Consider the following 8,107-nt stretch of genomic DNA (forward strand, 5'->3'; position numbering starts at 1 on the left):
AGGGCGTTGAAACTGGGCGTTGCGTCAGACGGAATGATGACGGATCAGAATTCCTGCCAGTCGTCGTCGGCCGCCGCCTTTGGTGCGGGCGCCGGCGCGGGAGCCGGCTTTGGTGCAGCCGGCGCAGGCTTCGGTGCGGCGGCTGTGGGCTTTGCAGGGGCAGCCGGGGCAGGTTTCGGCGGCGATGCGGCTGCAGGTTTTGCTGCCGCCGGTTTTGTCGACGGCGCCTGTACAGCTACAGGATGCGCAGGCGCGGCGGGTGCTGGTTTCACGGCCGGCGGCGCAGCCATGCCGCCGAGCTTGAAGAAGCCGACCAGTTCGGCGAGCTCGCGGCCCTGGTTGGCGAGCGCCTGCGCCGAGGCCGAGGTTTCCTCCACCAGCGCGCCGTTGCGCTGGGTCATCTCATCCATCGAACCGACGGCGGTGTTGACCTGTTCAAGCCCGGTGGCCTGTTCACGGCTCGCGGCGGCGATCTCGGCCACAATGTCCGACACCTTCTTGATCGCGCCGACGATGTCGGTGAGCGACGATCCGGTCTGGTTCACCAGGGCCGCGCCGGTCTTCACCTGCGCATTCGATTCCGCAATCAATGCCTTGATGTCCTTGCTGGCATTGGCCGAGCGCTGGGCCAGCGCCCGCACTTCCTGGGCCACCACGGCAAAGCCCTTGCCGGCCTCGCCGGCGCGGGCGGCTTCCACCGAGGCATTCAGCGCCAGCAGGTTGGTCTGGAAGGCGATTTCATCGATCAGGCCAACAATGTCGCTGATCTTCTGCGCGCTGGCTTCGATCTGCGTCACGGCGGTGACGGCATCGGCCACCACGCTGCCGCCCTTTTCAGCGGTGTCGCGGGCTGCCGTGGCGAGCTGATTGGCCGCCTGCGCGTTATCGGCATTCTGGCGCACGGTGGTGGTGATCTCGTGCATCGAAGCGGCCGTCTCTTCGATCGAGGCGGCCTGCGATTCCGTGCGGCTCGCCAGATCCTGGCTGCCGGACGAGATCTCGCCCGAGGCATCGCGCACCGTGCGCGCGGTATCGTTCAGCCGGCTGGCGAAATCGCGCAGGCGTTCCACCAGCGCGTTGGCGCCGATCTTGAGCTGTCCGAAGATGCCCGGATAGTCCCTGGTCAGATTCTGCGTCAGGTCACCCTGCGCCATGGCGCTGATCGTGGTGGCGATCTCGCCGGTCATTGCCTGGCACTTGTCGGACATCGTGTTGATGGCCTCGCCCAGCGCCTTGATGAAGCCGGTCTTGTCGGCCACATCAACGCGTTCGGAGAAGCCCTTTTCAGTGGCGCCTTCGATCAGGGCGACCACGTCGTTTCCGAGCCGAATCTCCTCGGTGCGGTCGGCCCATTCCACCACGGTGCCGACACGTTCGCCGCGCGGATTGAGGGCGGGATTGGCGATCAGGTCGAAGGTGCGGCCACCAATCACGATGCGCGCGCGATAGGTATCCTTCAGCTTGGCCAGCAAGGCGGTCTGATGGGCAGGGTCCTTGTGGAAGACATCGATCTTCTTGCCGATCAGGTCATCGGCGTTGAAATGCGGCAGATCGCGCTGCAGGTCCGCCTCTGCTGCCTTCAGGGTCGTCCGAACGGCTTTGTTGCAATAGATGATGACATTGTCCTCATCGGCTACCATCACATTGGCGCTGACATTATCCAGGCCGCTGCTGGCGCGGGCGGCGCCGATGGATGTCTGCTTCAGAGCCTCCACGGCGCGCGCCAGGACGCCTACCTCATCGCCGCGGTCGCGATAGCCGATATCGACGCGCAGGTTGCTGTTGGCCAGTTGCTCGGTCCAGCCGGCGATTTTGGGCAGCGGCCGCAGCAGCAGCCGCGTCATGATCACGGCAATGATGCCGCCGATCAGCACGGCGATGATACCGACTACCAGCATGTTCGTCGCGATGCGGTCGGCAAAGGCCTCGATATGCAGCTTCAGAACACCGGCATACAGAATGCCGATGACCTTGCCCGCCGGGTCATGGACCGGGTGATAGATGGTGTAGTAGGGCTTGCCCAAGATCACGGCCTCGCCCAGATAGGTGCGACCCTGCGTGACCGGGCCATAGGCCGCGCTGCCCTTGCCCAGCGGCGTGCCAACGGCGCGCTGGCCGTCGTCGCGGATGATGTTGGTGGTCTTGCGGAAGAAGTCCTGCTCGGCTTCCTGCCAGCGAAACAGCGTGGCGGTCTCGCCGGTCACCTTGCCGACCTCGTCGATCATTTCATGGCTGGTGAAGTCGGGGATCGCGGCCATGGTGACACGGCCGACCGTGCCATTGGCATCGATCTCGAATTTGGTATCGGGAAAACTCTTGCGTACCAGCACGGCAAGCGTACGCAGGCTGTTGTTCTGTTGCTGGATCACCTGCTGCGCGATCTCGATGCGGATACGCCAGAGTGCGGCGCCGCCAAGCGATACGGCGGTCAGGACGATAAGTGTCGCAACGATCAGTGTGATCTTGGTGACGAGCGGCAGGCGGCCGATTAGCATGTTTCCCCCCAGGGCAACGAGCTTGTGTTTTGCATAGCCATGCATGCCCGCTGGACGAGCATTGATTATCAAAACAGCAAATCAAATTCGTTGATATGGATTTTTTTCAAAGCGATAGGGTGAATCCATCACCCTATCGTGCTGGTCCGCACGCGGAGGATTTCCCCACGCCGAGTCGCGGACAGCCGCGCGCACGCGGCCATAGCACAGAAGTATTAGAGTCAGGTGCGGAAGAAGCGCACCAGCTCGGCCAGGCGGGAGGCCTGGTTCGCCATCGACTGCGTCACGGCGGTATTTTCCTCCACTAGGGCCGCGTTGCGCTGGGTCATCTCATCCATCTGGCTGACCGCGGTATTGATCTGGTCGAGGCCGGTGGCCTGCTCACGCGAGGCGGCGGCGATCTCGGCCACGATGTCGGTCACCTTCTTTACCGCATTGACGATATCGGTCAGCGAGCCGCCGGCCTGGTTCACCAGCGCCGCGCCGGTCTTCACCTGTGCATTTGATTCGCTGATCAGAGTTTTGATGTCCTTGCTGGCGTTGGCCGAGCGTTGCGCCAGCGCGCGCACTTCCTGCGCCACGACGGCGAAGCCCTTGCCAGCTTCGCCAGCGCGCGCGGCTTCCACCGAGGCATTCAGGGCCAGCAGGTTGGTCTGGAAGGCGATCTCGTCGATCAGCGAGACGATGTCGGCGATTTTCTGCGCGCTGCTTTCGATCTGCGTCACGGCGGTCACCGCCTCGGCCACCACGCCGCCGCCCTTGGAGGCGGTGTCGCGCGCCATCACGGCGAGCTGGCTTGCCGCCTGGGCGTTGTCGGCATTCTGCTTCACGGTCACCGTGATCTCGTGCATCGAGGCCGCCGTCTCTTCGATCGAGGCCGCCTGGCTTTCCGTGCGCTGCGCCAGGTCCTGGTTGCCGGCCATCAGTTCGGACGAAGCGCTGTGCACCGCATTGGTGCTCTCGCCCAACTGGGCGGCGATCTCGCGCAGGCGCTGCGCCATGCTGTTGGCGGCGTCTTTCAGACGGCCGAAAGCACCATCATAGGCGCCGCTGACCTGACGGGTCACATCGCCGTCCGCCATGCCGCTCATCACCGCGGTGAATTCGCCCACCACGCCGTCCAGCGTGCCGGCCAGGCCGTTCATCTGCTTCGACAGGTCGAGGAAGACACCGCTCTTGCCCTGCTCGTCGATGCGGCTGTCGATTTTGCCCGCCGCAATCGCCGTGCAGAAGGCGGCTATTTCGCGACTGATGGCATTGTTGCGTGCGATCTCGTCTTCCTGGGCACGCTGCTGTGCGGCGGTGCGGTCGCGCTCTTCAGCCTCCATGCGTTGGGCCTGGCCGGCGCTTTCGCGCAGGCCTTCCAGTGCGGCGGTGATGCGGCCCAGTTCGTCGGGATTCTCCGCCGCCGGCACCGGCGTGGTGTAATCGCGCTGGCGCAGGCTGTCCACGGCGACCAGCAGACGATGCACGGGTCCGGCAAAGCGGCGGCGCAGCACCACGATGCCGATCAGTGCCAGCAACAGCGCCACGGCAACGGCGCCACCGGCGATCATCAGGCGGTATTCGGCCGCATCCTGCTCGCGGTCGGCATAGGCAATCACTTCATCCAGCGCGACATAGGCCAGGCCGACGATCAGGTCGAACGGGCCCTGGCAGAGCGCATTCCACTCGGCCGGGCTCATCGCCGGATTGCCGCTGCCGTCCAGCTTCGGGATCACGGCATCGATGCCGGCCTGCGCCTTGTCATGCGCCGCCTTGGCGTCGCGCACGGCCTTCAGCACCGTGGGGGAGACGCCATTGCGCGTGACCAGTTCCTCCAGGCCTTCCCAGCCGGCGATGGTGATGCCGCGGTTGCGTGTCAGCGTGGCGCGCTGGCTGTCGTCCAGCGGCTTGTTGGTGTTGATGTTCTGGCGCTGGATTGAGCACTGGATGCCGTAGCGGTCGCGGATCTGCCAGGCGAAGCGGCGCACCTGCACCAGCTCGGCGATCATCGGATCGAGAATGCGAACCTCGTTGCTCACCACGGCGGAGGTGGCGTTCACGGCGTTGATCAGCCCGGTGGTGGAGTTGTACCAGTCATTGGTATTGGCGATCTGGCGGTTGGCCTTGGGCTTGTCGCCCTCGGCGATCAGGCCGGGAAATTTGCCGCCGACGTTGCCCCATTGCTCTTCGATGGCAGCCTTCAGCTTGGCCTGGTCGGGAAGGTCGAGGCCTTTGAAGGCGAGCTGCACATTGGCGTAGCGCTTGTCGTAATCCACCTTGATGGCTTCCATCGCGGCGCGGCCGTTATCCAGCGACAGGATGTCGGCCTGGGCCTGGCCGCGCTGCACGCGGAAATTGGCAACGCCGTCGAACAGCAGGCGGTCGGCGCGGGCCAGTGCGAGAATCTTGCCCTTCTCGGCGACGGCAATGTAGGCCGTGCGCATCTGCACCAGGGTGACCGCGAGGCCAACCACGCTGAGCAGCAGGATGATCGCCAGCAGCAGGCGATTGAGCGAGTGACGGAACATGCAGACCCCCCGTAGATCTGCCGTGGGCAGACCCGTGCTCTGAGAATTGGTCTGTATGCTATTCTTGTTCCGGCGGGCGAGAATCTAAATTCTTGATAATGCCGGGTATTCCCGGGCCCAGTCGGCCCGGTGGAGCGGTCAGTTCTCGCGGGTGTATTTGCCGCTTTGCATCAGGGCCTGCAGGGTGATCAGGCGTTCCTCGCCGCCGGATTCCAGTTTCCGGATGGCGGCATGCTCGGGAAGATTGGGCAGGGCGACGATGCGCTCGACGCGCCAGCGTGTCCGTGCCGGTTCGGGTAGAAACCGCGAGTGCTCGATGAACACGCTGCCGACTGGAACGGTTGCAATTTCCACCGTCATGATCCGCACCTTCCCCACCAATGGGCCCGACCGGTTCTCTTGGAACCGGCCTGTTGCCTGCCCCTAATCTCGGAGCAGTATGCTTAATTTTATCTAAATGAAAAAGCAGGGTTTTCTGGCTTTTTCAGCGAATACGCGGTCAGGCAATACGCGCCACGGTCGATGTCTGCTAGATTTACTATCGCTGATCGCGCGGGGATCGGGGGGATACAAGGATGGAATGCATGCGGCCTGTTGCATCCCGGATCATCCTGGCGGCGCTGCTGCTGGCTGTCAGTCCAGACCTGCCGGCCCAGAGCCTCACCATCGGTCCGCAAGCCGCGCCTGAAGGTCCAGCGCGCATGCAGCTCCACTGGATCTGGTCCTATGTCGACGGTGCAAAACGCGAAGCTGTGTTGTTGCTGCGCAGCTGTCGTCCAACCGGCGATGCGCCGGCGCCGCTTGCGGTGATCAATCACGGCTCGCCCTCCAATGCAGCGCAACGTCCGACGATGAAACCGAGTGCCTGCGATGGTGAGGCGGCGCGCTGGTTCCTGCAGCAGGGCTATGTCGTCGCCTTCCCGCAGCGGCGCGGCTATGGCGAGAGCGGTGGTGACTGGGCGGAAAACTACGGCAGCTGCACGCGTCCGAATTTCGCGCGTGGCGGCCTTGCGACCGCTGACGATATCGATGCGGCCGTGCGCTACATGAGCGCGCAGCCCTATGTGCTGCAAGGCCGCACGCTGATTGTCGGTCAGTCCGCCGGTGGCTGGGGCACCATCGCCTATGCCAGTCGCAATCCCGCCGGTGTGGTCGGACTGATCAATTTTGCCGGCGGCCGCGGCGGCTGGGCCGAAGACAAGCCCAACACCAACTGCTCGCCGCCGGCGCTGATCGAGGCGGCGGGAAAATTCGGCGCCGGCGCGCGCCTGCCGATGCTGTGGATCTACACCGAGAACGACACCTTCTTCGCGCCCGAGATGTCGCGCGGTATGCATGCCGCTTTCACGGCGGCCGGCGGCAAGGCCGAGTTCCACCTGCTCGGCCCCTGGGGCAAGGATGGCCATGGCCTCTTCTTCGGGCGCGATGGCGCGAAGACATGGGGACCGGTGGTGGCACCGTTCCTGGCCGGACTGTCTAAACAGTAAGTGGGGGAGTGCGTGGTGGGCGGTACAAGGATCGAACTTGTGACCCCTACCATGTCAAGGTAGTGCTCTACCGCTGAGCTAACCGCCCATTCGCACAAATCCGCCCCGGGAGGGGCCGGATGTCCGGGGGTCGACCGGACGGCTGGCTTTTAATGGCTGCGACGCCGGTTGGCAAGCCCCGCCCGGATGCCCCATATTCTCTTACCAGTTGCCCCAGTTCCAGGCCGCCGGGGTTCCGCCCCCGTCCGGCCAGCTTTCCAGGTTTCCATGACAAGCAGCGCCACGCTCAAAACCCGCCGGTTCCAGCCCGATCCGGAATTCCCCAATGACCCGCCGATCCGGGTCACGCTGCCGGCTGCCGGCCGTTCCGCACTGGTGCTGTCCTCGCCCCATTCAGGCGATATCTACCCCGCCAGCTTCAAGGCCTTCAGCCAGCTCGACGCGCTCACCCTGCGCCGCTCCGAAGACGCCTTCATCCACGAACTCTACAAGGCTGGCCCCACGCTGGGCGCGCCGCTCCTGGAAGCGCTGTTCCCGCGCGCCTACTGCGATCCGAACCGCGCCGCCTATGAACTCGACCCCGGCATGTTCGATGCGCCGCTGCCGGCGCATTGCGTCACCGACAGCAGCAAGATCGGCGCCGGGCTCGGTACGATTGCGCGCGTCGTTGCCGGCGGCATGGAAATCTACAAGAGCAAGATTCCCTTCACCGAGGCCGAGCGCCGGGTCGAGACCTGCTGGCGTCCGTATCACGATGCGCTCGATGCGCTGTTGACCGAGGCGCGCAAGCATCATGGCGTCGCCCTGCTGCTCGACTGCCATTCGATGCCGTCGGTCGGCGGCAACAACATGCCCGATGCCGGCATGCGCCGCGCCGACATGGTGCTGGGCGATTTCCACGGCGTGTCCTGCCCCACAAGGCTGGTCGATCGCGTGGAAGACTATCTGAAATCGCGCGGTTTCAGCGTCGCGCGCAACAAGCCCTATGCCGGCGGCTATATCACCCAGCATTACGCACGCCGCGAAAAAGGCATCCACACGCTGCAGCTCGAGATCAACCGCGATCTCTACATGGATGAAACCCAGATCGTGAAATCGGTCGGCTTCGATCGCGTGCAGAAGGCGATGACCGGCCTGACCGAACTTCTCATTGCCTCGGCGACGCCGGACTTCCTGAACAAATGACCAGCATGACAGCACGCCGCCATGGTCTTGCCGTTGCGCTGTCGCTGTTGATCGCCGGTTCAGCCTGTGCCGCCGACGGCACCGGCGATGCCGCGCTCGGTGCGACGCTGGCGGATCGCTGGTGCACATCCTGTCATGGCTCGGCGACGCGCGGTAGCGATGCGGCGCCGCCATTGGCGCAGATGTTGCGCGGCAAAGGCGCGGATGAAACCCGCCTGCGCACTTGGCTCGCCGCGCCGCATCCGCCGATGCAGGGCCTCAGCCTGAGCACCCAGCAGACCGAGGATGTGATCGCCTATCTGCGCCGCTTGGCGCGCGAGTAAGCCGCTTACAGCGGCAGGCCTGTCTTCGCCGCTTACAGCGGCAGGCCTGTCTTCGCCGCTTACAGCGGCAGGCCTGTCTTCGCCGCTTACAGCGGCAGGCCTGT

General features: G+C 64.5%; 6 protein-coding genes and 1 tRNA gene. 3 read left to right on the forward strand and 4 right to left on the reverse strand.

Going from position 1 to position 8,107, the window contains the following annotated elements:
* Positions 1-44: 44 nt before the first annotated feature.
* The 3 genes from AC1RRT_RS09525 to AC1RRT_RS09535 form a co-directional block, all read right to left on the reverse strand.
* On the reverse strand, positions 45-2,495 hold the full coding sequence (locus AC1RRT_RS09525; RefSeq protein WP_493013554.1) for a methyl-accepting chemotaxis protein: 2,451 nt from the start codon (positions 2,493-2,495) through the stop codon (positions 45-47).
* 221 nt (positions 2,496-2,716) lie between these two features.
* Positions 2,717-5,008: a methyl-accepting chemotaxis protein gene (locus tag AC1RRT_RS09530; protein WP_493013555.1), complete on the reverse strand. Its 2,292-nt coding sequence runs from the start codon at positions 5,006-5,008 to the stop codon at positions 2,717-2,719.
* A 138-nt stretch (positions 5,009-5,146) separates the two neighbouring features.
* Positions 5,147-5,368: a hypothetical protein gene (locus AC1RRT_RS09535; protein ID WP_493013556.1), complete on the reverse strand. Its 222-nt coding sequence runs from the start codon at positions 5,366-5,368 to the stop codon at positions 5,147-5,149.
* A 224-nt stretch (positions 5,369-5,592) separates the two neighbouring features.
* On the opposite strand from AC1RRT_RS09535, the gene AC1RRT_RS09540 reads away from it, so the two are divergent.
* Positions 5,593-6,495 (forward strand): alpha/beta hydrolase family protein, encoded by a 903-nt coding sequence (locus AC1RRT_RS09540; RefSeq protein WP_493013557.1) that lies wholly within the window; start codon positions 5,593-5,595, stop codon positions 6,493-6,495.
* Positions 6,496-6,508: 13 nt separating this feature from the next.
* Here AC1RRT_RS09540 and AC1RRT_RS09545 read toward each other — a convergent pair.
* Positions 6,509-6,583, reverse strand: a tRNA-Val gene (locus AC1RRT_RS09545).
* 179 nt (positions 6,584-6,762) lie between these two features.
* Between AC1RRT_RS09545 and AC1RRT_RS09550 the strand changes: the two genes are divergently transcribed.
* Positions 6,763-7,680, forward strand: a complete 918-nt coding sequence (locus AC1RRT_RS09550) for an N-formylglutamate amidohydrolase (protein WP_493013558.1) — start codon at positions 6,763-6,765, stop codon at positions 7,678-7,680.
* Positions 7,677-8,003 carry a c-type cytochrome gene (locus tag AC1RRT_RS09555; protein WP_493013559.1) on the forward strand — a complete coding sequence of 109 codons (327 nt, stop codon included), beginning with the start codon at positions 7,677-7,679 and terminating at the stop codon, positions 8,001-8,003. The genes AC1RRT_RS09550 and AC1RRT_RS09555 overlap by 4 nt, the downstream gene beginning before the upstream one ends.
* Positions 8,004-8,107 lie beyond the last annotated feature (104 nt).

The sequence above is a fragment of the Ferrovibrio sp. GW821-FHT12B10 genome, assembly GCF_058807515.1.